Source organism: Streptomyces sp. HUAS MS02, from assembly GCF_055702265.1.
Map to the genome: position 1 here is coordinate 6,453,426 of NZ_CM146747.1, position 22,847 is coordinate 6,476,272.

Below are 22,847 nucleotides of genomic sequence, written 5' to 3' on the forward strand. Positions count from 1 at the left end.
ATCCCCGGTGGGGGAGCCAGGCTCTGTGCAGCGGTGTTTCCGGGTGTTTCCTGTTTGCTTGCAGCTACTTCTTTACACGAACAGTCTTTGTCGACCGTGTCTCGAGAGTCATCTCGTCGGCCTCCGTGACCTTCGCCTTCAGTCGCACAGTACCTGTCGCCGCGTCGACCACGTCCACCACCTTCGCAAGCAGTTTCGCAGTATCCGCGTTCCCCGAGGCGCTGGCGAGCTGAACGGCCCGCCCCAGCTTGGCCGTTGCTCCGTCGAAATCGCCGGATTTACGGGCATCCAGACCTTGCTGGATGACTTGTGCCAGTTCGGCCTGACCCGTGTAGTGCGCGACCTGGGGGTTGATCGACGTGGACGCGACCATGTCGTCGGTCCACACGGCCTTCACCAGACCCTGGGCGCCGAGGTTCTGCGCGCTGCCGTCCGACTGCGGGATGACGAGGGAGACCCGGGCGGCCAGCATCTCCTGGCCGAGGTCGGCGGCCGGGACCTCGACGCACACGTGGTAGTCGCGGGACTCGTCCCCCCACGAGCCGGTCGGGTAGTCACCGGCGCGCGGTCCCGCCTCGGTGCGACGGTCGGTCAACTCCTCGACCGTGGGCGCCACTTGCTTCACGAACTTGATCTTCGTGCCGACCGGGGTCCAGACCCGGAGGGCGACGTCGGCGACCTCCTTGCCCATGGCCGCCTCCATCATCTGTGTGAAGTCCGCGGACAGGGCGGCCGGGTCGGCCACGATGTCGGCGGTGCCGAGCAGCGCGGAGGCGATGCCCGTGACCTCTTTCACTTCCCAGTCGGTGCCCACTCCACGCGCGTCACACGTGAACCGTCCGGCACAGGCGTCCAACGCGGCCTTCAGATCCTCGGGCGACTCGTGCTCGTTGCGACCGTCGGTGAGCAGGATGCCGTGCCGGATGGCGACGTCCGCCGAGGCGAGCAACCGGTCGGCGAGCTTCAGCCAGGTGCCGATGGCGGTGCCGCCGCCCGCGCTGAGCCTGCGCAGAGCCTGCTTGGCCTGGTCCCGGGTGGTGGAGTCGGCGACCGCGAGCCGCCCGCCGCCGGGGTAGACCTCCCGGGCCACGTGGGTGCCGTCGATCACCGCGAAGTGGACGCCGTCGCGCAGGGTGTCGATCGCGGCGGCCGTGGCGTCCCGGGCGTTGCGCATCTTGGTCGGCGGGTAGTCCATCGATCCCGAGCAGTCGACCATGAGTGCCACGGCGGCGGACGGCCCCTGCCCGGGCGAGTACAGGTGCGGCGCGGCGACCGCGCTGCCGATGGTGCCGCCGCCGGTCGCGCTGACCGTCACGATGGCGTTCACCTCGCGGCCGCCCTCGGGCAGGTACTCGTTCTGGTACACCTCGACCGAGAACTGCGGCACGTTCGACTTCGAGAAATTGGCCATGCCTACTCTGATCCCCCTCGCGGCCCCACAGCACGTGGGGTGATGATCGTGCGTGCCCGTACCCGGACCGGTCCCCTCCGGTCCGTCGGCCCTTCCCGTCCGGCCGCCGGGGCGCCCGCGAACATCCGGCCCGCGCGCACCCTCAGGCCGATCCTGCCCCCTGAGGAGGGGCCGGGAACGGCAGGATCGCCACTGTTACGTTGTCGTGGCCGCCTCCGTCGAGAGCGCGGCCCACCAGGACCTGCGCACAGCGCAATGGCCGCTCGGCCGCGTCCAGCGGCACGGCCTCGGCCATCTCCTCGGCGGCCTCCGCGTAGTTCCACAGTCCGTCGGTGCACACCACCACTACACCCGGCCGGTCCGGTTTGAAGGAAGCGGTGTGCGGCTCCAGTTCGTACGCGTCCGCACCGAGCCAGCCGGTGATCGCGTGGGCGCGCTCGTCGGCGTACGCCTCGGCCTCGTTCATCAGTCCCGCGGACACCATCTGTGCCGCCCACGAGTCGTCCTCGGTGAGCCGGGCCGGGGGCGCGCTGCGGTCCACCGGCACCCAGTAGGCGCGGCTGTCGCCGACCCAGCCGACGACGAGCAGGCTCGGGGTGACGATCGAGCCGACGATGGTGCAGGCCGGCGCGTTCTGGTGCGGAGCGTGCTCCTGGGCCGTCTCCGGCTCCTCCGCGAGCGCGTTGACGGCGCTCGCGGCGGCGACGATCGCGTCGTGCATGGCCTGCTGCGGGTGGGTGCCGCGCGGCAGCGACTCCAGGACCGTCTCGTTGGCGGAGCGGGCCGCGGCGAGCGAGGCGTCGTCGGGGCGGGTCGCGGAGGACACGCCGTCGCAGACGATCGCGACGACCGCGGGGGAGCCGTCGGGCAGCGCGGTCGAGGAGATCGCGAACGCGTCCTCGTTGCGGTGGTGGCGCAGGCCCCGGTCGCTGACCGCGGCGACCGCGCCCAACTCCAGTTCCATGTGGTCGCGTTCACGGGGCTGGGCGTGGCCGCAGTTCTCGCAGTAGCCGTCCCGGTCGACGTGGCCCGCGCGGCAGGCCACGCACACCTTCATGCCGGCCGGCGGGGTGGCGAGGTCGGTGGTGCGGGGGTCCGGCGGCTGGGGCGCGGCCAGCGGGTACTCGTCGGGCTCGCGGGGCCGGTCGAACCGTACGCCCCGTCCCGGTCCGGGCAGTTCGCCGCCGCCGGAGTCGGTGCCCGGGATGTCGGTGGGGCGGACCACCGGCGGGGGTGTGTCGGTGCTGGGTTCGGAGGCGACGGGCCAGTCCACGGGCGCCGCCTCGTCGGGCGCGGCGCCCGACGTCCCGTTCATGGTGAGGGTCGGCTGGTCCTGCGGCCGTGCGGGGGCCGCCGAGAGGTCATGGCCGCACGCACCGCAGAAGCGGTCGTCCGATGCGAGGGGCCACTCGCAGATCGGGCACTTCGTCAGCGCGGTCGGCTGGGGCATCTGCGACATCAACTACACCCACGTCCGGGGGCGGTAACGGTTGGCACGTTCCACCAGGTCGATCCTCTCCTCGCCGCCTTGGGCGAGCCGGGCCAGTGTGCGGTACGACCGCTCCAGTCCGAAGCGGAGGCCGCGCTCGTCCAGCGTGCTGCCCAGCAGCACCCGCTCGCCGGCCGGGGGCGCGGCGCCCTGGCCTCCGGAGAGTACCCAGTCCAGGGCGCAGCCGAGGACCTCTGTGGACAACTGCTCGCGGCGCACCGCGTCCAGACCGTATCCGCCGAGCGCCTCGATCTGCCCGGCGGCCGCGGTCAGGTCGTCCAGGAAGGACGTTTCGGGCGAGGCTCCGGTCGGCACGGCCGCGGAGGGGACGGTTCCGGACGGGTCGGCCCCAGTCGGGATGGCTCCGGACGGGTCGGCCCCAGTCGGGACGGTTCCGGACGGGTCGGCCCCGGAAGGCGTGGTCCCGGCCGTCGCGGTCCCCGGCGTCGCCGTTCCCGCCGCCACGGATCCGCCCGCCAGGGTTCCGCCCGTCAACGCTCCCGCTCCGAGCGTCGCCTCGGCGCGGTGTCTGAGGCGGGCCCGTACGGCGGCGACCCGGGCGGCGGTGTAGTGGATCGACGCCTCCGGTACGGACTCCAGGGTCAGCACGGCGTTCTGCCGGTCCCCGGCGGTCAGCCGCACCCGGGCGAGCCCGAACGCGGCGCTGACGAAGCTGGGGTCGGTCGTCCACACCAGGCGGTAGTACTCGGCGGCGTTGTCCAGCTGCCCCAGCACCTCGGCGCACAGGCCGAGGGCCAGCTTGGGGGCCGGCTCACCCGGGAAGGCGTCGTAGATCGCGTCGAAGGACAGCGCGGCGTTCTCGTGGTCGCCGGTGGCGAGCGCGGCCACGCCCCGGTACCAGACCACCCGCCAGTCGTCGGGGTGGTCCCGCTCCAGGGCGTCCAGGGTGGCCAGGGCGATCGTGAACTCGGCCATCTCCAGCCGGGCCCGCAGCTCGCGCAGCCGCAGCTCCAGCGAGCCGCTGGGGGCCGCGTGCAGCGCCGTGATCAGCTCGGTCGGGGCGGAGGTCATCAGCCCCGCCAGGAACCCGGCGTTCGGGTCCCCCGGGTCCACGCGCGGCACGGGCAGCGCGAGGGCCGCGGCGGCGGTGTCGAGCTGTCGGGTGAGCCGGACGGGGGCGGCCGGGCCACCGGTCAGCAGCGCGGACGTACCGGAAGCCGAACCGGAAGCCGAGCCGACGGCCGTACCGGAGGCCGTACGGGAGGCCGAACCGCCGTTCCTGGCGGTCGGCTTGTCGCGGCGCCGGCCCAGCCTGGACACATCCCCGTCCAGCTTCGCGAACAGCTCCGTGTCCGTGACCTTCACCTCGGGCCCGAAGATCGTCGACAGGGCGGGCCGGGCCCGGCCCGTCTGGAGGGAGACGACCTCCCGCAGCACACCCGTCAGCTGCTCCGACATCTCCTGCGCGGAGGCGAACCGGCGGGCCGGGTCGGGGTCGGTGGCACGTACCAGCAGCCGGTAGAACGACTCGTACTGGCGGAAGACCTTGATGTTGTCGGGGTCGGGCAGGGAGTCCACGAACACGTTCGTGTAGCCCTGGAAGTCGAAGGTGAGGACCGCCAGCGTCCGCGCGACCGTGTACAGGTCGGAGGCGACCGACGGGCCCACGTCGGCGACCTCGGGAGCCTGGTAGCCGACGGTGCCGTAGATGGCCGACTCGTCGTCGTCCATCCGGCGCACCGCGCCCATGTCGATCAGCTTGAGCTGGTCCTCGGTCTGGATCGCGTTGTCGACCTTGAAGTCGCAGTACAGCAGGTTCCGGCTGTGCAGGTGCCCGAGCGCCTCCAGGGCCTCGATGCCGTACGCGCACGCCTGCTCCACCGGCAGCGGATCGCGGCGCCCGTCCGCCGTGCGGCGGCCGTTGGCGATCTCCTTCAGCGACTTGCCGCCGACGTACTCCATGACGATGTACCCGTCCAGCGAACCGGTGCGCTGGTCGAGGTGCTCGACGAAGTTGTAGATGCGGACGATGTTGGAGTGTTCGATCTCGGCGAGGAAGCGGCGCTCGGAGATCGCGGCGGCCATCGCGTCCTGGTCGCCGGTGTCCAGCAGGCCCTTCAGCACGACCCAGCGGTCCGACACCGCCCGGTCTATGGCCAGATAGATCCAGCCCAGACCGCCGTGCGCGAGACAGCCCACCACCTCGTACTGGCCGCGCACGATGTCGCCCGCGTGCAGTTTCGGCACGAAGGAGTACGGGTGGCCGCACTTGGTGCAGAAGCCCTCCGTGCGGCCGGGCCGGTCACCGCGCGCCCGGCCGACCGGGGCGCCGCAGTCGGAGCGCGAGCAGAACCGCTTCCGCTCGGGCACCTCGGCGGTCTCCAGCACCATCGAGCGCGGGTCGGGACGGGGCACGTCCGGGACCTGGACGAGACCCACGCCGAGCCGCGCCCGCCCCGAGGTGCCGGAGGTCTTGCCGGAGCTGCGCACCGACACCGAACGGCCCGTCGACCGCCCGGACAGGGCGCGGGAGAGCCGCCCGGAGACCGAGCGCCGGGACTGCGAGGAGCGCCCGGAGGTGCGCGAGGAGCGCGAGCTGCCGGAACCGGAGCCGCGCGAGCCCCGCCCGCCCCCGGTGATGCCGGTCGGCGGGGAGTTGACCATGCCGCTCGCCGAGACGACCGGCGCGAGACCGCACTCGTCGCAGTACAGCTCGCCGCCGCCCACGTCCTCGTACGCACCCGAGCAACCGGGCCGCTGGCACGACTGCCGCGGCGTCTCCTCACCCGCCGGGCTCTCCTGCGTCTGACTCACGACTGCTCCTCCCTCCGGTCCTGCGGAGCACGTTGGACCGGCACCGACTGGCCCAGCAGCTCGGCGGCCGCCTGCTGGTAGCGCAGCACCGCCATCTCGGCGACCCGCAGGTCGCACGGGGCGCTCCACAGCATGCGGCGCGCCGCGTCGTACCGCTCGACGAGCAGCGAGTCCTCCGCGAAGCCGTGCCGTGCGACCTTCGCCTTGTACGCGTCGAGTCGGCCGCGCAGCTCCGCGCGGATCGCCAGCGGCGCGGTGACCGCCGTCAACGACTCGCGGGCCCGCAGCAGTTCGTCGTCGGCCTTCTGCTCCAACGACTCCAGGAGCGGGGAGAGCCGGTGCCACTGCGCGTGTCTGCGGTACTCCGCCGCCATCGCCAACTGCTCCTGCAACACCGTCGGCGGGCCGCTCACCACAGGCACCTCCGTCGCGGCGATCTTCGCCAACACCTCACCGCGCGCGCTGCGCGCCTCGGCCAGCGTGCGGTCCGCGCGGCTGAGGACGTCCCGCAGCTTCACCAGCCGGGCCTCCGCGTCCTGCCGGACCGTCAGCACGGCGTCGATCTCCCGCCGCACGTCCTCCAGGGCCCGTGCCTCCCGGTCGTACGTGGAGGTGTCCGGGCGGCCGCCGCCGGGCGCCGAACTGCCCGGCGCGGGCACCCAGAAGGCCAGCGGGTCCGAGACGACCTGCTCACGGAGCCGGGTCAGGGTGCGGGTGATCCGCTCCAGGTCGTCGCCGGCCGGATGCTCGCCGGGGCGTACGCCCACGGAGTGTGCGAGCTGACGGGTGCGCTGGAGCTCGGCGGCCAGTAGATCGATTCTGGCGGGCAGCGCTGACCACACCGCGTCGGCGGCCACGACCATGTCCAGCGAGGACGCGTACAGGTCGTTCATCCGGTCCACGAGCGTGACCAGCGAGAACTGTTCGCTGAGCCGGGTCGTGCCCTGCAGTGTCGGCGCGTTCGCCATCGCCGTCGCGGAGCCGGCGACCGTGACCGCCTCGCCGCGCAGCAGTTCGGTCAGCTCCACCAGGTCCTCACGGCTGGACCAGCGGCGCCGCGAACGGATCTCCCGGGCGCTGTGCAACGCGTCCGTGTACGCGTCGAAGTACGCCCACAGCAGCGTGATCGACGCGTCCGCGGCGGTCCAGCGCTCCTTGGTGACGCCGGTCAGCTCGGCGCCTTCGAGCAGCCTGCGGCCCGCGTGGTCCTGGAGGGCGAGCAGCGAGGTCTCGATGGCCTCGTGCTCCGCGCCGAGCCGCGCGAGCGCACGGTCCACCTCGTCCCGGTCCATCACCGGCCCGGTGGATCCCGCGACGCCCATCGATCACCTCTCGCTGCTGTCGGTGTCCGTCAGTTGAATGCGGTCCTTGTACGTCGGTCCCGGTGCGTCAGTCCCTGTACTGCTGGGGGGCGAGTGGCCTGGACCGCGCCAAGTCGGGCCCGAGGGTCTCGGACAACCAGTTGTCGTACGACTCCTGCCAACCGTCCTTGAGATAGTCCACCAGCACCTGATTGACCCGGCGTACCAGATCCGTGTCCTCCTGGTTCATCGCCACGCCGTAGTACTCGGTGGTGAAGGGCTCGCCCACCAGCTTCACGGTCGGATCCTGCGCCGCCTGGCTCGCGGCGAGGGCGCCGTCGGTGACCACGGCGTCGACCTGGCCGAGCTGGAGCCTTACCAGGCAGTCGAGTTGGTTGGGAACGGTCAGGGAGATGTCGGTGGAGGCGGGCAGCTTGCCCGACTCCTTCCCCGCCTTCAGGGTGGACCAGGCGGTGGAAGTGTCCGCCGTACAGATCTTCTTGTCCGCCAGCGTCCTGCCGTAGCCCTTGATCGGCGAGGACTTGGGGGCCAGGATCTGCTGCCCGGTCTTGAAGTACGGCTGGGAGAAGGCGACATCCTGCATGCGGTCGCAGCTGATCGTCATCGTGCGGACCACCATGTCGACCTCCTTCTCCTGGAGCGCGGGAATGCGTCGGCTGGTGGGAATCGCCTTGAACCGCACCTTCTCCCGGTCGCCGAGTATCTCCTCGGCGATGCGGTGCGCGATGTCGATGTCGAAGCCCTCCAGCTGGGCGTCGTCGTTCGTGCTGTTCGGGTCGCGGTAGCCCCAGCGGTAGCTGTTCTGGTCGACGCCGACCGTGATGTAGTCGTTCTTCTCGATGCGCTCGACCGCCCTGCCGGAGGCGTCGGTGGAGGGCCGCAGGCTCTGGTTCTCCGGGTCCTTCATGGTCTTGCAGTCGTCGGCCCGCACCTGTGTACCCCGGGCCATGCCCTGACCCCCGGTGCCCGTTCCGCCGTCGCTGCGGGTGCTCTTCACCGGCAGCACCAAGGCGAAGACCAGGGTCAGGGCGCAGAGGACCGCCATCGCGCCCACGCCGCCCCAACCACTGAGGCCGGCCCGCAGGCGCCGTACCGCATGTATCGCGAGCCCTTCCACCGTGCCTCCTCCCGCCGCCGTCACCGGTACTCCGAAAGCCTGCGTCCGATGCCCAGCACCGCGCCCGCCGCGCCCAGCACGGCCAGTACGGCGGCGCCCAACGGGAGTCCGAGCATGGCGCCACGGCCACTCTGGGCAGCGGTCTTGAACTCGTTCCACTCGTAGGTGCTCGCAAGGCCCAGATTCGTGTCGACCTGGTCGAAGCACTGCCCTGTCGGCTTGGCACCGTCCGGGCAGTCGTCCGTGGCCTTGCCGCCGATCACCTGGTCCCGGGCGCACTGGTAGTCGCCCCTGTCGTCGGCGGCGCGGGCCTTGTCGTGCCGCGTGTTCCACTCCTCCATGGCGAGGCCCGCGGCCCGCACGGGCTTCGCGCCGCCGCTGTCGTCGGCCAGCCGCTCGGCGGCGGCCAACCGGTCCTGCAGGTTGCGCATTTCCTTCTCGAACATGTGGTCGAACTCGTCCACGCTCACCTTCTCACCGTCGACCGTGATCTTGATCGACTGCGCGCCCCGGCTGATCAGCGTCAGGTTCTCGTTGCCCCGGGCGGTGAGAGAGGCGATGCGGGCGTCGTTGAGGACGGTCAGCGACCGTACGCCGTGTTCGTAGGAGTCGTTCAGCCCCGCACGGGCGAGGGTGTGGCCCCCGGCCAGCCACAGCAGGACCACGGTCGAGGCGGCCGTCGCCGCGACCAGGCCGTGGTTCAACACCCGATTGGTGCGCCGGTAGTTGCGCCGCTGGGCCCAGACGAGGCCGCCGATGGCGAGGGCGCCGAGGCCGAGCGCGGCCCAGGGGTACGACGTGGCGTCCGCGTAGTCGTCGCGGAGCCGCTCGTTCTCGTTGTCGTAGATGCTCTTCGCCTCTTCGAGCATCTTCTGCATCTTGTCGTTGGCGTAGCGCAGGTAGGCGCCGCCCAACGGGTAGCCCAGCCGGTTGTTGGCGCGGGCCCGCTCCACCAAGCCCTTGTACTCGGGCAGCAGGGCGTTCAGCTTGGCGATGCGCTGCTCGGAGTCGGAGCCGGACTCCGACGCGGTCGCGGCGAAGGCCAGCTCCTTCGCCGCATCTCCCATCTCCCGCTCGTACACCTCGCGCGACTCCGGGGTCTCCTGCCCACCCGCGAGAAACCCGCTGGAGGCCGCCGTGTTGGCGGCGGCCAGGGAGCTGTAGATATCCGCCGCCGCGGAGCTGAGCGGCTGGCTGCCGTGGAGGACGTCGTCGGCGGCGGCCGCGCGGTCGTTCATCTGCCAGGCGGTGACCGAGCCGAACGCGACGACCAGGAGGGCGAGGACGGCGCCGATGATGCGCAGCCGGCCGGGCTCGGTCGTCGCGGCCGCGCGGAGTTGGTCGACGCCCTCCGCGAACGCCGTCCTGCGCGGCGGCCCGCCGTCCGGGGCCGGGGCCGGCGCGGGGGATCTCGGTACGGGTACGGGTGCGGACTGCGACGGCACGGCGGGGCCCGGGCCCGTGGGTGGTGCCGTAGGTGCCGCGCTGCCCTCCGGCGTGAATGTCACCTGACCTCCCCCTGGTCATCCGTCCATCGCTTCCGCCCGCTCGCGCGGACAGAGGTGCACGGCCGCAAGTATCGCCGTCGGGACTGACGACGCACAGACCTTGACTCGATCTTGTTCCCCGATCGTGTCCGTAGGCACCGTGCGTGTCGAATTCCGGCGCAGCACAAGGCTTCCCGCACCACCCCCTGCCCATGAATACGCGGTTGGTTCGGGTTCGGTTCCCTGGGGGTTCGAACGCGTTCGAGGGGGAGATCCGGGGGTGGCGCGGGGGCGGAGTCAGCCTCTTTCGTAGTGCGCCCGCACGCGCGCGTGCGCGCCGCGCGGCGCGCCCACGTGGTCGAGGCCGAGCAGCGCCGCGCCCAGCACGGGGGCGGCCGTGACCACCCGGGGGACGGCCTTGGGCGCGGCGGCGGCCAGCGCCTCACGGATCCGGGCGTCGAGGAGGGGATGCCGGGCCGCGAGGACCCCGCCGCCGAGGAGGACGGGGGTCTCCTCACCGAGGAGGTCCAGGCGGGTCAGGGCGACCGTCGCCATGGCCACCACCTCCTCGGCCATCCGGTCCACCAGTGCGCGGGCCACCGGGTCGCCGCCGGTCGCCGTGGCGAAGAGGACCGGGGTCAGCTCGTGGCGGCGGACGGCGGGGATGTGTCCCAGGTGCAGGGTCTCGATCAGGGCGTACATGGAGTCCAGGCCGAAGTGCGCGGGCAGCGTCCGGGCGAGTGCCGTGGGGCCGCCCCGCCCGTCCTCGGCACGTGCCGCGTGCCACATCGCCTCCTCGGCGAGGCCCCAACCGCCGCCCCAGTCACCGGAGACGCGCCCCAGCGCGGGGAAGCGGGCGGTGCGGCCGTCGGGGCGCATGCCGACGCAGTTCACGCCGGCACCGCACACCACCGCCACGCCCCGGGGCTCGGCCACACCGGCCCGCAGGATCGCGAAGGTGTCGTTGCGGACCTCGACGGTCGTGCCCCACGCGCGCGTGCGCAACGCCGCCGCCAGGCCCTGTTCCTCCACGGGGAAGTCGGCGTTGGCGAGGCAGGCCGAGACATGGTCGACCGAGGCGACCCGGGCCTCGGCGAAGGCCCGCCGTACGACCTCCGCGAGACCGTCGACCGCCGTGGTCACCCCGACCGTCGGCGGCTGGAACCCCCCGCCGCGCGCCGCGCCCAGCACCTCCCCGTCGGGCGCGATGACGGCGACGTCGGTCTTGCTGTTGCCCGCGTCGACGGCGAGCACACTGCCGGGCCCGGCGCCCGGCCCGCGCCCACCACCGCCCTCAAGCTCATCACCGCCCGCAAGGTCGCCGTCGTCCTCACGCCGGCCGTCGTCCTCGTGCCCGCCGTCACGCCCGCGCACGCCGTCGCTCATGCCCACGCGAGGTGCTCCCGGTTGTGGGCGAGGAGCCGGTCGGTCAGGGCCTCGGCGTACTCGTACTGGCCGATCAGGGGATGGGAGAGCAGGGCCCGGAACACCCGGTCCCGGCCGCCGCGCAGGGCCGCGTCGAGGGCCAGGTCCTCGTACGCGGTCACGTTCGCCATCAGGCCCGCGTACAGCGGGTCCACGGTCGGGACCGGCAGCGGGGCCGCGCCGTCCGGGCCCACGGCCGCCTGCACCTCGATCACGGCGTCGGCGGGCAGGAACGGCAGCGTGCCGCCGTTGAGGGTGTTCACGACCTGGTACGGGCTGCCCCCGTCGCCCAGGAGCGACGCGGCGAGGTCGACGGCCGCCTCCGAGTAGAAGGCCCCGCCCCGCCTGGCGAGCAGCGCGGGCTTCTCGTCGAGCGCAGGGTCGGCGTACATCTCCAGCAACTCCCGCTCCATCGCGGCCACTTCGGCGGCACGGGAGGGCTTGGTCCCCAGCTCCCGTACGACCTCGTCGTGGGCGTAGTAGTAGCGCAGGTAGTACGACGGGACCACGCCGAGGCGGTCCAGGACCGGGCGGGGGAGGTGCAGTTCGGCCGCGATCCGCTCGCCGTGGTCGGCCAGCAGCCTCGGCAGGATGTCCTCGCCCGCGGGGCCGCCGAGGCGGACCCCGGTCTCCCAGGTGAGGTGGTTGAGGCCCACGTGGTCCAGGTGGACCTCGGCCGGGGCCACGCCGAGATGCGCGGCGAACCTCCGCTGGAGGCCGATCGCCACATTGCACAGACCGACCGCCTTGTGGCCGGCCCGGAGCAGGGCGCGGGTCACGATCCCCACCGGGTTGGTGAAGTCGATGATCCAGGCGTCCGGGCTGGTCCGGCGCACCCGCTCGGCGATGTCCAGGACGACCGGGACCGTGCGCAGCGCCTTCGCCAGGCCGCCCGCGCCGGTGGTCTCCTGCCCGACGCAGCCGCACTCCAGCGGCCAGGTCTCGTCCCGCTCACGCGCGGCCTGGCCGCCGACGCGCAGCTGGAGGAGCACGGCGTCCGCGCCCTCGACGCCCCGGTCCAGGTCACCGGTGGTGACGATCCGGCCGGGGTGTCCCTGCCGGGCGAAGATCCGGCGGGCCAGGCCGCCGACCAGCTCCAGCCGGTCGGCGGCCGGGTCGACGAGCACCAGCTCCTCGATCGGCAGCGTGTCCCTGAGCCGGGCGAACCCGTCGACGAGTTCGGGCGTGTAGGTCGACCCTCCGCCGACCACGGTGAGCTTCATAGCTGTATCAACCCTTTACTCCGGTCAGGGTGACGCCTTCGACGAACGCCTTCTGAGCGAAGAAGAACACGAGGATCACCGGGGCCATGACCAGCACGGTCGCGGCCATGGTCAGGTTCCAGTCGGTGTGGTGCGCGCCCTTGAAGGACTCCAGCCCGTAACTGAGCGTCCAGGCGGCCGGGTTCTCGGAGGCGTAGATCTGCGGTCCGAAGTAGTCGTTCCAGGCGTAGAAGAACTGGAAGAGCGCGACGGCCGCGATGCCGGGCTTCGCCATCGGCAGGACGACCCGCAGCAGGGTGCGCAGTTCGCCGCAGCCGTCGACCCGGGCCGCGTCCAGGTACTCGTTGGGGATGGTCATCAGGAACTGGCGCAGCAGGAAGATGGAGAACGCGTCCCCGAACGCCATCGGGATGATCAGCGGCCACAGCGAACCGGACAGGTCCATCTGCTTGGCCCAGAACAGGTACATCGGGATCACCACGACCTGTGGCGGCAGCATCATCATCGAGATGACCAGCATCAGCGTCAGATGACGGCCGCGGAAGCGGAACTTGGCGAGCGCGTACGCCACGGGGACGGACGACACGACGGTGAGGACCGTGCCGAGGCCCGCGTAGACCAGGGTGTTGCGCCACCAGGTCAGAAAGCCGGGAGTGTCGAGGACCTGGCGGTAGTTGCCCCACTCCCAGGTGTCCGGGAGCAGATCGCGGGTGAGCGCCTGCTGGTCGCTCATCAGCGAGGTCAGCACGACGAAGACGAAGGGCAGGGTGAAGAAGAGCGCGGCGGCGACGCCCAGCGAGTGGACGGCGATCCACTCCAGCAGGGCCCGGCGGCGGGCGGCCCGCCGGCTGTCCGGGGCGGTCACCGTCGCCAGGGGTTCCTCGCGCACGTCCAGTACCTGGGTCATCAGTCACCCGCTCCGATCAGTCCGCCCCGGCGCCGCATCAGCAGCGCCGTGAACACCATCGACAGGGCGAACAGCACGAGGGCGACCACACAGGCGGCGCCGTAGTCGAAGCGCTGGAAGCCCAGGTTGTAGACGAGCTGGGGCAGCGTCAGGGTCGACTTGTCCGGGTAGCCCGGCTCGAACTGCTGCCCGGAGCCGCCGATGATGCCGGAGGCGACCTTCCCGGCCACCAGGGGCTGCGTGTAGTACTGCATGGTCTGGATCACGCCCGTGACCACGGCGAACATCACGATCGGCGAGATGCTCGGCAGGGTGACGTACCGGAACCGCTGCCAGGCCGACGCCCCGTCCAGTTCGGCGGCCTCGTACTGCTCCTTCGGCACGTCGAGCAGCGCCGCCATGAAGATCACCATCAGGTCGCCCACGCCCCACAGCGCGAGTGCGGTGAGCGCCGGCTTGGACCACGTGGGGTCGGTGAACCAGCCGGGCGTCGGCAGACCCAGGTCGCCCAGGACCGCGTTGACCGGCCCCGTCCCGGGGTTGAGGAGGAAGACGAAGGCCAGGGTCGCGGCGACCGGCGGGGCGAGGTACGGCAGATAGAAGAGGGTGCGGAAGACCCCCGCCCCGGTCCTGATCCTGGTGATCAGCAGACCGACGCCGAGCCCGAAGAGCACCCGGCAGGTCACCATGACCAGCACCAGCCAGAGCGTGTTGCGCAGGGCCGGCCAGAACATCGGGTAGTCGTCGAAGACGTAGGACCAGTTGCCCAGGCCGCGGAAGACCGGGGTGCCGAATCCGTCGTACTTCATCAGCGAGAAGTACACGGTGGACACCAGCGGATAGGCGAAGAAGACGCCGAACCCGATCAGCCAGGGGGACAGGAAGGCCACCGTTCGAAGCGCCGACCTGCGGCGCTTCGAACGGAGCGTGTGCGAGGACACGCGCGGCGAGTGCGTGGACATCCGACGGATACCGCTGCCGCTACTTCGCCTGCGCGATGTCGGTGTCGATCTGCTGGGCGGTCTTCTCCAGCCCCTTCCGCAGGTCCGTCACCTTGCCGGACTCGTACTGGTAGCCGAAGTCCTGCAGCGTCGTCTGGTACGTGGAGCCGTTGACCGAGGCCGGCGGGGTGTTCGAGTGCTCGTTCTGGGCGATGTCCAGGAAGGTCTGGAAGCCCTCGTCCACCTTCAGGTCGGGCGACTTCAGCGCCGCGAACGTGGACGGCACGTTGTGGATGGCGTTGGCGAAGGACACGACGGCCTCGGTGTCGGTCGTCAGGTACTTCACCAGCTCCCAGGCCGCGTTCTGCTTCTCGCTCTGCGGAGCGATACCGATGATCGTGCCGGAGAGGAAGCCCTTGCCGTACTCGTCCACCTCGTCGTCGGCCACGGGCATCGGCGCGGTGCCGATCTCGAAGTCGGTCCCGGCGGCCTTCGCCATCCCGAGCCGCCACTCGCCGTCCAGCTGCATGGCCACCTGACCCGTGTGGAACGGGTGCTTGGCCCCCCACTCGTCACCGAAGGTGTTGCGGTACTTCTCCAGCTTCGCGAAGCCGCCGAGGGAGTCCACCAGCTTCTTCTGGTACGTGAACATCTCCGCGAACGCCGGGTCCTTGGCGATGTTCGACTTGCCGTCCGCGTCGAAGTAGGCGTGGTCCCACTGGGACATGTAGTGGTCCACGACCGTCTCGTAGCCGTGGTAGTTCGGCATGAAGCCCAGCTGGGAGTAGCTGTCGCCCTTCGACTCGGTCAGCTTCTTCGCGACCTCGGCGAACTCGGACCACGTCTTCGGCGGCGCCTCGATGCCGGCCTTCCGATACGCGTCCTTGTTGTAGTACAGCCCGTACGCGTCCCCCAGCAGCGGCAGCGCGCACCGGGTGCCCTCGAACTGCGTGTAGTCCAGCATCGGCTTCGGGATGATCTTGTCGAGGTCGAGCTTCGACTTCTCGATGAAGGGCTTCAGATCGGCGAAGGCCCCGGAGGAGCAGAACTTGCCGATGTTGGACGTGGTGAACGAGGACACCACGTCCGGCCCCTTCGAACCGCCCGCTCGCAGCGCCTGGTTGAGCTTGTCGTCGTTGATGTTCCCGACGACCTTCACCGTGATGTTCGGGTGCTCCTTCTCGAACTGGTCCACGTTCGCCTGGATCGCCTCCACCTCGCCGGGCGCGCTCCACCCGTGCCAGAAGGTGATGGTCGTCCTGGCGTCGGGGTCGTCGGAGGCGGTGGACCCGGACTGCCCCGTACAGGCGGTGGCGAGGAGGGCGAGGGAGGCGGTGGCGGCGACAGCGATCACCGCGTTCTTGGATATTCCGGACATGGCGGAGTCTCCTGAGGAAGGAAGGGGGGATCTGCGAGGAATGGGGCGCGCCCGGGAAACCCCAGGGGCGCGGGGAACTGCGCGACCAGCCACGACGGGCCGGCAGTTGTGAAACGACCCCGAACGCGGCCGAACTCAGCGGAGTGTCAACGTGTTGAAGACTTCGTCACGCGTCGCCGCGAGCGCACTCTCCAACGCGCCCCGCAGCACAGGGTGTTCACGTACGTCACCGAGCACGAGCCGCGGCCGGGAAGCCGCCAGCTCCGCCAACTCGGCCTCGACGAGCGCCCGCAGCGGCTCACCGCCGGCGGTCAGTGCCGTACCGCTGAGGACGACGAGTTCGGGATCGAGCACGGCCACGAGTGACGCGATACCTGTGGCGAGCCCCGTGGCGTACGTGGCCAGAAGTTGCCGGTGGGCCCCCGAGTCGACCTCGGCGGCCCGGGCCACGAGCGCCGCCGCGACCTCGGCGTACGGCCCCTCCGGCACCGGAGAGATCCCCAGCTCACGGGCGAGCCGGGGAATGATCTGCGAACCGGCGAGCTCCTGGAAGCCGCCGCTGTTCGCCTTGGTGACATGGCGGACCAGCGGCACGCCCGGGACCGGCAGGAAGCCGACCTCGCCGGCGCCCCCGGTGAACCCCCGGTGCAGCCGTCCACCGAGGACGACCGCGGCGCCGAGACCGCCCTCGTTCCACAGCAGCACGAAGTCGTCGTGGCCCTTGGCCGCACCCAGCCGCTGTTCGGCCAGCGCGGCGAGGTTCACGTCGTTCTCGTACTCCACCGGCATCGGCAGCGCGGCGGCGATTTCGTCGAGGAGGGCGGGGGAGTGCCAGCCGGGCAGGTGCGAGGCGTACCGCAGCCGTCCGGTGGTGGGGTCGAAGGCGCCCGGTGTGCCGATGACCAGCCGATGCACGTCGGACCGGGTGAGCCCGGCGGCCTTGACCGCTCCGTCGAGGGCGGCGGTGACCTGCCGTACGACCGGCTGGGCGGCGCGGCGTCCGGGGGTGGGGACGGCGTGCTCGCCGACCGTGCGGCCGGTGATGTCGGCGACGGCGGCCAGCACTCGTTCGGGGGTGACGTCGAGGCCGGCGGCGTACGCGGCGGTCGGGTCGACCGCGTAGAGCTGGGCGTTGGGGCCGGGGCGGCCCGTACCGGACCCGCCCGTACCTGACCCGCCGGTGCCGGACCCGCCTGCGTCGGGGCCGCCGTCGCGGGGTCCGTCCGTGCCGGTGCCGGTGGCGACCACGAGGCCGGCGGCTTCGAGGCGAGCCAGGAGCTGGGAGGCGGTCGGCTTGGACAGCCCCGTCAGCCTGCCGAGCCGGGTCCGGGAGAGCGGGCCGTGCTCCAGCAGCAGATCGAGTGCGGCGCGGTCGTTCATGGCGCGCAGTACGCGAGGGGTTCCTGCCATGGGTCCGCCACCTGCCCAACTGTTAGGAAAGTTTCCTATCGGATGCCAGGACGATAGGACTAGACCAGGCGAGCGTCAATAACCGGCCATGAAAAAAGCCCCCGGGCGGCGGAGTCGCCGTCCGGGGGCCGGGGTGTGGTGCTGTTACCGCACGTCGACGAAGTCCGCCACGGACGTCTTCGCCGCGGTGGTGGACGTACCGGCGAACTTGTAGCGGAACGAGCCGTCCTTCGACGCCTTCACGGTGGTGGACAGGGCCCCGCCCGTGCCGGAGGTCACCGTCTTCACATCCGTGTAGGCGGTGGCGCCCTTCGCCTTGAACTGGAGGGTGACCTTCTGGCCCTTGTAGCCGGCGTACTTGCCGGTGTACCAGTCGGCGCGGGTGAGCGCGCCCTTGACGGTCAGGGTCCTGCCCTTGACGACCGGCTCGGGGGTGGCGTTCACGGTGACCTTGGAGATCCGCTGGAGCTTGGCGGTGCCGAGGTTGCCCCAGACGTCGACGCCGCTGTGGAAGCCGATGTGGCCGTCGGAGTCGTCCTCGTCGATCGCGGACTCGACGTAGAGGGCGGCGGCCTTCCAGTCCGTGGCGTCAGCGGCCGTGTAGAGCATGCGGGGGTCGATGGTGAGCTTCGTCGAGCAGGACTCGGTCACCGTGGTGTCGGTCGTCGCCGTCGTCGTGCAGGTGGGCTTCCTGGAGGAGCTCTCGATGGCGTTGGCGGGCTCCGCGAGCCTGCCCCGGTAGATGGCGACGCCCAGGAAGTTGTTCTTGTAGTCGATGACGAAGTCGTCCGGCCGGGTGAAGCTGTACGTGACCGGCACGGTCACCGCGGCCCTGGTGCCCACGGCGATCGGCTTGCCGTTGTTGACCGTGATGGTGCCGAAGGTCAGAGCCGGCGAGTCGGCCAGCGCGGCGGGCGCGGCCAGGCCGGTGAGAGCCAGGGCGCCGGACACGGCGGCGCCTATGGCGAGCTTGCGCATGAGTCCCCACATTCGTGGCGGGCCCCTGGGCGTTGCGCTCCAGAACAAGGGCCCGCTGTAGGGGCGACACTAAGCGATCACGCGTGCGAAGGGAATGCGGGGCACCTGTGAAGGCGGTCGAGAAGGTCCGGGTGAAGCCCCAGGTCAAGCGGATGCGAGCGTTCCAGGCGCCTCCTCGCGATGCGTACCGGGTGCCCTTGCGGCGAGGGCACCCGGCCATGCAAAAACCCGGACCGTCAGGCGGAGATGCCGTCGATCCGGGCCAACGCGTCGTCCGCGCCGTACGGCTGCAGGTAGGGCAGCCAGCGCGGGTCCCTATGCCCCGTGCCGATGATGCGCCAGGCCAGCCCGGTGGGCGGTGCGGGTTTGTGACGGAGTCGCCAGCCGATCTCGACGAGATGGCGGTCGGCCTTGACATGGTTGCAGCGGCGGCACGACGCGACGACGTTGTCCCAGACGTGCTTGCCCCCGCGACTGCGCGGGATGACGTGGTCGACGCTGGTTGCGACGCCACCGCAGTACATGCACCGGCCCCCGTCGCGGGCGAACAGCGCCCGACGGGTCAGAGGAACGGGCCCCCGATAGGGAACCCGGACGAATCGCTTGAGCCGGACCACGCTGGGTGCGGGGACTGTGACGGTCGCGCTGTGCAGATAGGCGCCGGATTCTTCCAGGGAGACGGCCTTGTTCTCCAGGACGAGGACGAGCGCGCGGCGGAGCGGTACGACGCCGAGCGGCTCGTACGACGCGTTGAGGACCAGGACGTGCGGCACGGATGCCTCCTTGTACGCCGGCGGCGCGTGGCTCGCGCCGTGGACGATCCGTAGTCAGTCTCCCCTCAGGCCTGGTGGAAGCGCCACCATGTCCCGGTAACGGGCTGGGAGTGTTTTCGACCACACCTCATTCATCCCCCGCAGCGTGCGCCCTTCACTCCCTGGTGAGCGCCCTGTCTCCCTCGAACATTGCGGCGACCTCCACACAATGCCCCGTTAGTGTGGTGAGCCTGCCCGTCCGGTGACCTTTCCGTGACCCGTTGGATCTTGACCGCCGTGTCGGAGGGCAGATAACGCACCTTGGAGGTTCCCGCCGTGCCGTCCGTTTCTTCCCTGTCCCTCCTACTGGCCGCCGCCACGCCGTCGCCGTCCCCCTCGGAGACGGCGACGACACCGGCCGTGCCGTCGCTGGAGGACGCACAGGAGAGCGCGACCAACGCCGCCAGCTGGGTGGAGGAGAACTGGTCCACCTGGCTGGCCATCGGTCTCCGTGTCCTGCTGATCGTGGTGATAGCGGCGGTGCTGAGAGTGGTGGTCCGGCGGGCCATCACCAAGCTCATAGACCGGATGAACCGCTCCGTGCCGGGCGTCGAGGGCGGCACCCTCGGCGGTCTGCTGGTCAACGTCGAGCGCCGCCGCCAGCGCTCCCAGGCCATCGGCTCGGTGCTGCGCTCGGTCGCGTCGTTCCTGATCCTGGGCACGGCCGCCCTGATGGTCCTCGCCACCTTCGAGATCAACCTCGCCCCGCTGCTGGCCTCCGCCGGTGTCGCGGGCGTCGCCATCGGTTTCGGCGCCCGGAACCTGGTCACGGACTTCCTCTCCGGTGTCTTCATGATCCTGGAGGACCAGTACGGCGTCGGCGACACCGTCGACGCGGGCGTCGCGTCCGGCGAGGTCATCGAGGTCGGCCTGCGCGTCACCAAGCTGCGCGGCGACAACGGCGAGATCTGGTACGTCCGCAACGGTGAGGTCAAGCGCATCGGCAACCTCTCGCAGGGCTGGGCCACGGCCGGCGTCGACGTCACCGTCCGCTACGACGAGGACCTCGACAAGGTCCGCCGCACCCTCACGGAGGTCGGCGAGGCGATGAGCAAGGAGGAGCCCTGGAACGAGCTCCTGTGGGGCCCCATCGAGGTCCTCGGCCTCGACGACGTGCTCCTGGACTCGATGGTCGTCCGCGTCTCCGCCAAGACCATGCCGGGCAAGGCCCTCACGGTCGAGCGCGAGCTGCGCTGGCGCATCAAGAAGGCCTTCGACGCCGCCGACATCCGCATCGTGGGCGGCGCCCCGGCCCTCGCGGCCGACGAGGACGCCGACCCGACGGCCGGTGTTTCGGCCCCGTCCGTCTACGCCAACACGACCTCGCCCCAGTCGGAACGGGCGACCCCGATCACGCCCTCGGCCGTGCCCAAGTAGAGCGAGGGCGCGCAGGGGGGCGTGCGTGACGGTGGGGGCGCCCGGATCTCTCCGGACGCCCCCATCGCCCTTCCCGCCTCCTCGGCTGCCCAGGAGCACCCCCGTGTCTCCTGGGACGCCGGCCGCTCGGGTCTACGCGAACCGCAGCTCCGCGGGCCGGACCGTGCGGCGCAGCAGGGGCAGCGAGGTGGCCGCAGCCAGGAGGCATGCGCCGTACGCCGCGAGCGGGACCAGGAAGGCGCCGTAGGGGACGACCAGGGTGTCGCCGAGGGCCGTGGCGTAGGTGATGGCGATGGCCGTGCCGCCGAGTCCGGCGACCAGCACCGACGGCGCCAGCGGCAGGGCCGTCTCCAGCAGCATGGCCCGTCCCAGCACCTCGTACGGCACCCCGGCGGCGACCTGCGCGACCAGGCCCCGGCGGCGGGTGGCGAGGGACTCGGCGGTGCCGACGCCCAGCGCGAAGAGGGCGATGGCGAAGCCGACCAGGATGGCCGTGGCGGTGAGGTCGAGCCCGGCGATGTAGAACTCCTTGCGCTCGGCCAGGTAGTCGTATGTGGCGATGTCCGTGAGCAGCGCCTGTCGTACGCCGATGAAGCCGCTGCCGACCACGACCCCCATGAGGACGGCGGCATGGGTGCGGGCCGAGGCCCACGGGTCGTCGCGCAGCCGCTCGGCGGCGATCAGCACTGCGGGACTCCCGGTGCGCCGGGCCAGCAGCCGCCCGGTGAGCAGCGAGACCGCGCCGGACAGCAGCACCGCGCCCGCGCCCACGGCGAGCACCGCCCCGGCGACGATCAGCGGCGCCTGGCCGAACTTGCCGCCGGGCATGTAGCGGTTGGTGTTGGCGACGGCGAGCAGCGCCCCGAGCACCACCACGGCCACCGCGCCCAGGAAGACCCACCCGGGTCCGCGGCCCGTGCCCGGCCGCACCCGGCGCACCCGGCCCAGCGGCGAGGCCACCACCCGGCGCAGTGCCAGCACGCTCGCGACCGCGCCCAGCGCTGGTACCCCGAGCGCCACCAGGGCGACACCGGCCCAGGCCAGGGCGGGCGCGGTCCATGCGCTCAGCAGGACCAGCACGAAGAGGACCGTGGTGACCAGGGACCCGAGCAGACACGCCACCCCGGTCTCCAGCGCCGCGATCCGCCGCACCTGGGCCGCCGACGCCCCGGCCAGCCGCAGCCCCGCCAGCCGCCGGTCGCGGTGGACGGCGCCGACCCGGGTGCACTGGCCGAGGAAGCCCAGCACCGGGACCACCAGGAGCAGCAGGGTGACGATCACCCCGGAGCGCTCACCGGGGTGGTCCAGCAGGCCGTCGCCGAACCCCACGCTGTACTGGCCCTCCAGCGAGGCCAGCGCGGCCGCCGCCATGCCGAAGCCGGCGGCCAGGGCCGCCCCGAGGGCCGTCAGCGTCACTCGCCACCACTCCCGCCGGTCCGACCCGCGGGTCAGCAGAACGGCGAGACGGAGATCGTTCCGCAGCGCCCGCACCGACGTCCGGACCGACACCCGCACTGACGCCGTCACTGGGACACCCCCAGCGCCGCGCCTGCCACGACCCCGTCCCGCAGCACGACCTCGCGGTCCGCGTACGCCGCGGTCTGCGCGTCGTGCGTGATCAGCAGCACCGCCGTACGGGACTCCCGGGCCGCGTGCGTCAGTGCCGTCATCACCTGCTCGCTCGCCAGCGAGTCCAACGCCCCGGTCGGCTCGTCCGCGAACACCACACTCGGCCCGGTCACCAGGGCCCGCGCCAGCGACACCCGCTGCGCCTGGCCGCCGCTCATCTCCCCGGGCCGCTGTTCCTCCTGCCCCCGCACCCCGAACCGCTCCAGCCACTCGCCGGCCCGCTCCCGCGCGGCGTGGCGGTCCGTGCCGGCCAGCAGCAGCGGCAGCGCGACGTTGTCGACGGCCGTCAGCTCGGGTATCAGCTGGCCGAACTGGAAGACGACCCCGAAGTCCGTCCGGCGCAGCTCGCTCAGGTCCTTCTCGGGGAGCTGGTCGAGCCGCTTCCCGGCGTACGCCACCGAGCCCTCGTCCGGCCGGACGATGCCCGCCAGACAGTGCAACAGCGTGGACTTCCCGCTGCCGCTGGCCCCCGTGACGGCGAGGATCTCGGCCTCCCGGAGCTCCAGCGAGGCACCCCGCAGCGCCCGTGTCCTGCCGTGCTCCTTGACCAGTCCGCGGGCCGTGAGCACCGGCGAGGGACGGGTGTTCTTCTCGGTCATGCTGCGTCGACCTCCGCGGTCAGGGTGGTCAGCCGGGCCGCCGTGGTGTTCATCCAGCGGAGGTCGGCGTCGAGGTGGTTGAGGGCGTAGTCCGCCGCGAGCACGGTCGAGAGGTCGGCGCCCGGCGCGGTCTTCACGGCGGTCAGCTCCCGCATGCGCGCCATGTGCGCGGTGCGCTGCCCCCGTAGGTAGGCGGCCGGGTCGCCGTCGGCGAGGATCGAGACGACGAGCTTGGCGAAGATCTCGTTCGTCACGAACGGCGCCGGCGCGGTGATCTCCCCGGCCCACCTGGCCAGCTCGCGCGCTCCCTCGTCCGTCGAGCGGTACATCGTCCGTTCCGGGCCGCTGTCCGCCTCGGTGCCGTCGACCTCGGCGAGCCCGTCGCGGACCAGCCGCTGCAGGGTCGTGTAGACCTGCCCGTAGGCCAGCGGACGGGCCTGCGGGAAGCGTTCGTCGTGCCGTCGCTTGAGGTCGTAGCCATGGCTCGGCCCACCGGCGAGCAGCCCCAACAGGATGTGACGGGTGCTCATGCCCACCAGTATGCACCGAGTATATGTACTGAGTGAA

18 protein-coding genes are annotated in these 22,847 nt (G+C 71.5%); 1 reads left to right on the forward strand and 17 read right to left on the reverse strand.

Going from position 1 to position 22,847, the window contains the following annotated elements:
* Positions 1-64 precede the first annotated feature (64 nt).
* The 14 genes from ACZ9QC_RS27835 to ACZ9QC_RS27900 all read right to left on the reverse strand — a co-directional run bounded on the left by ACZ9QC_RS27835 (position 65) and on the right by ACZ9QC_RS27900 (position 18,636).
* Entirely contained in the window at positions 65-1,411 is a 1,347-nt protein-coding gene (locus tag ACZ9QC_RS27835; RefSeq protein WP_472915619.1) for a vWA domain-containing protein, read from the reverse strand.
* 142 nt (positions 1,412-1,553) lie between these two features.
* Positions 1,554-2,873: a PP2C family serine/threonine-protein phosphatase gene (locus ACZ9QC_RS27840; protein WP_472915620.1), complete on the reverse strand. Its 1,320-nt coding sequence runs from the start codon at positions 2,871-2,873 to the stop codon at positions 1,554-1,556.
* Positions 2,874-5,675: a serine/threonine-protein kinase gene (locus ACZ9QC_RS27845; protein WP_472915621.1), complete on the reverse strand. Its 2,802-nt coding sequence runs from the start codon at positions 5,673-5,675 to the stop codon at positions 2,874-2,876.
* The gene (locus tag ACZ9QC_RS27850) at positions 5,672-6,997 is read right to left on the reverse strand and encodes a hypothetical protein (RefSeq protein WP_472915622.1); all 1,326 of its coding nucleotides are present in this window, start codon (positions 6,995-6,997) and stop codon (positions 5,672-5,674) included. The genes ACZ9QC_RS27845 and ACZ9QC_RS27850 overlap by 4 nt, the downstream gene beginning before the upstream one ends.
* A gap of 67 nt (positions 6,998-7,064) precedes the next feature.
* A complete protein-coding gene (locus ACZ9QC_RS27855) occupies positions 7,065-8,114 on the reverse strand; it encodes a glutamate ABC transporter substrate-binding protein (protein ID WP_472915623.1) in 1,050 nt (349 codons plus the stop codon).
* Between the two features lie 20 nt (positions 8,115-8,134).
* On the reverse strand, positions 8,135-9,622 hold the full coding sequence (locus tag ACZ9QC_RS27860) for a hypothetical protein (RefSeq protein ID WP_472915624.1): 1,488 nt from the start codon (positions 9,620-9,622) through the stop codon (positions 8,135-8,137).
* A 276-nt stretch (positions 9,623-9,898) separates the two neighbouring features.
* The gene (locus ACZ9QC_RS27865; protein ID WP_472921828.1) at positions 9,899-10,855 is read right to left on the reverse strand and encodes an N-acetylglucosamine kinase; all 957 of its coding nucleotides are present in this window, start codon (positions 10,853-10,855) and stop codon (positions 9,899-9,901) included.
* A 128-nt stretch (positions 10,856-10,983) separates the two neighbouring features.
* On the reverse strand, positions 10,984-12,249 hold the full coding sequence (locus tag ACZ9QC_RS27870; RefSeq protein WP_472915625.1) for a 6-phospho-beta-glucosidase: 1,266 nt from the start codon (positions 12,247-12,249) through the stop codon (positions 10,984-10,986).
* 7 nt (positions 12,250-12,256) lie between these two features.
* On the reverse strand, positions 12,257-13,156 hold the full coding sequence (locus ACZ9QC_RS27875; protein WP_472915626.1) for a carbohydrate ABC transporter permease: 900 nt from the start codon (positions 13,154-13,156) through the stop codon (positions 12,257-12,259).
* Positions 13,156-14,097: a carbohydrate ABC transporter permease gene (locus ACZ9QC_RS27880; RefSeq protein WP_472921829.1), complete on the reverse strand. Its 942-nt coding sequence runs from the start codon at positions 14,095-14,097 to the stop codon at positions 13,156-13,158. The genes ACZ9QC_RS27875 and ACZ9QC_RS27880 overlap by 1 nt, the downstream gene beginning before the upstream one ends.
* Before the next feature lie 40 nt (positions 14,098-14,137).
* Entirely contained in the window at positions 14,138-15,475 is a 1,338-nt protein-coding gene (locus tag ACZ9QC_RS27885) for an ABC transporter substrate-binding protein (protein ID WP_472915627.1), read from the reverse strand.
* A 135-nt stretch (positions 15,476-15,610) separates the two neighbouring features.
* The gene (locus ACZ9QC_RS27890) at positions 15,611-16,885 is read right to left on the reverse strand and encodes an ROK family transcriptional regulator (protein ID WP_472915628.1); all 1,275 of its coding nucleotides are present in this window, start codon (positions 16,883-16,885) and stop codon (positions 15,611-15,613) included.
* Between the two features lie 144 nt (positions 16,886-17,029).
* Positions 17,030-17,863, reverse strand: coding sequence for a hypothetical protein (locus ACZ9QC_RS27895; RefSeq protein WP_472915629.1), 834 nt, complete (start codon positions 17,861-17,863; stop codon positions 17,030-17,032).
* A gap of 236 nt (positions 17,864-18,099) precedes the next feature.
* Positions 18,100-18,636 carry an HNH endonuclease gene (locus tag ACZ9QC_RS27900; RefSeq protein WP_033526416.1) on the reverse strand — a complete coding sequence of 179 codons (537 nt, stop codon included), beginning with the start codon at positions 18,634-18,636 and terminating at the stop codon, positions 18,100-18,102.
* A 315-nt stretch (positions 18,637-18,951) separates the two neighbouring features.
* Between ACZ9QC_RS27900 and ACZ9QC_RS27905 the strand changes: the two genes are divergently transcribed.
* The gene (locus tag ACZ9QC_RS27905) at positions 18,952-20,052 is read left to right on the forward strand and encodes a mechanosensitive ion channel family protein (protein WP_472915630.1); all 1,101 of its coding nucleotides are present in this window, start codon (positions 18,952-18,954) and stop codon (positions 20,050-20,052) included.
* A 132-nt stretch (positions 20,053-20,184) separates the two neighbouring features.
* On the opposite strand, the gene ACZ9QC_RS27910 is transcribed toward ACZ9QC_RS27905, so the two are convergent.
* From ACZ9QC_RS27910 to ACZ9QC_RS27920, 3 genes are read right to left on the reverse strand one after another with little or no spacing between them, the layout of a single operon-like run.
* Positions 20,185-21,543, reverse strand: a complete 1,359-nt coding sequence (locus ACZ9QC_RS27910; protein WP_472921830.1) for an ABC transporter permease — start codon at positions 21,541-21,543, stop codon at positions 20,185-20,187.
* A gap of 32 nt (positions 21,544-21,575) precedes the next feature.
* A complete protein-coding gene (locus ACZ9QC_RS27915; RefSeq protein WP_472915631.1) occupies positions 21,576-22,280 on the reverse strand; it encodes an ABC transporter ATP-binding protein in 705 nt (234 codons plus the stop codon).
* The gene (locus ACZ9QC_RS27920) at positions 22,277-22,810 is read right to left on the reverse strand and encodes a PadR family transcriptional regulator (RefSeq protein ID WP_319245788.1); all 534 of its coding nucleotides are present in this window, start codon (positions 22,808-22,810) and stop codon (positions 22,277-22,279) included. Before ACZ9QC_RS27920 ends, ACZ9QC_RS27915 begins: the two co-directional genes overlap by 4 nt.
* Between the last annotated feature and the right edge of the window lie 37 nt (positions 22,811-22,847).